Genomic DNA, 615 nt, shown 5'->3' on the forward strand with positions numbered 1-615 from the left:
GGCAGCAGACGCTTCTTTCTCGATGCGGCGTCGAATACGCTATTCAAACTGGTAGCCGACAAATACACGGTGCGGCGCCACCCCATCAAGTGGTGGATTCGCGACATCCTGGAGAAACGCCTGCTGGGCGGTTTCGATGCGCTCAAGGAATGGCGAGCCAATGCCTGCATCCGCCGGGCCGGACTGCGCGCCATCGAATGCCGTGGAGTCGGCGTGGCCCTCAACCCCTTCAATCCGTTGGGGTCACTGCTGGCCATGGAACATCTCGACCGGGGCGAGTCCGGTGCGGATTACTTTCGCCGCCAGGAAGAAGAAGCACGCTTGGCGTTCCTGCAACGCGTCTGTGACGACGCCGTGGCCCTGATTCGCCACGGCTACTATCATCGCGACTTTCATTATGGCAACTTGCTGCTCGATGACACTGGCGAGATCGTCTGGATCGACACCCACGTCAAACGCCTGCCACAAGATGCGAGCCAACGCCGCCAGACCATTGTAGCCATGCTCAGCCCCACGAAATTACAAGGCGAGCGTTACCGGGCCTTCGCCGAAGCGTACCTGATTCGCCAACTCGCGCTATAGGGATTAGCCGCTACCAGGGAAGCTACTCATGCC

The 615-nt window shown here is 60.0% G+C and carries 1 protein-coding gene; it reads left to right on the forward strand.

Annotated elements, in window-relative coordinates; genetic code table 11:
• The coding region (locus OP496_RS18280; protein WP_280565418.1) for a lipopolysaccharide kinase InaA family protein at nt 1–582 on the forward strand (582 nt) is incomplete at its 5' end.
• Nucleotides 583–615 lie beyond the last annotated feature (33 nt).

The organism is Chromohalobacter sp. 48-RD10 (assembly GCF_029889785.1).
In the GTDB taxonomy this organism is placed as follows: domain Bacteria; phylum Pseudomonadota; class Gammaproteobacteria; order Pseudomonadales; family Halomonadaceae; genus Chromohalobacter.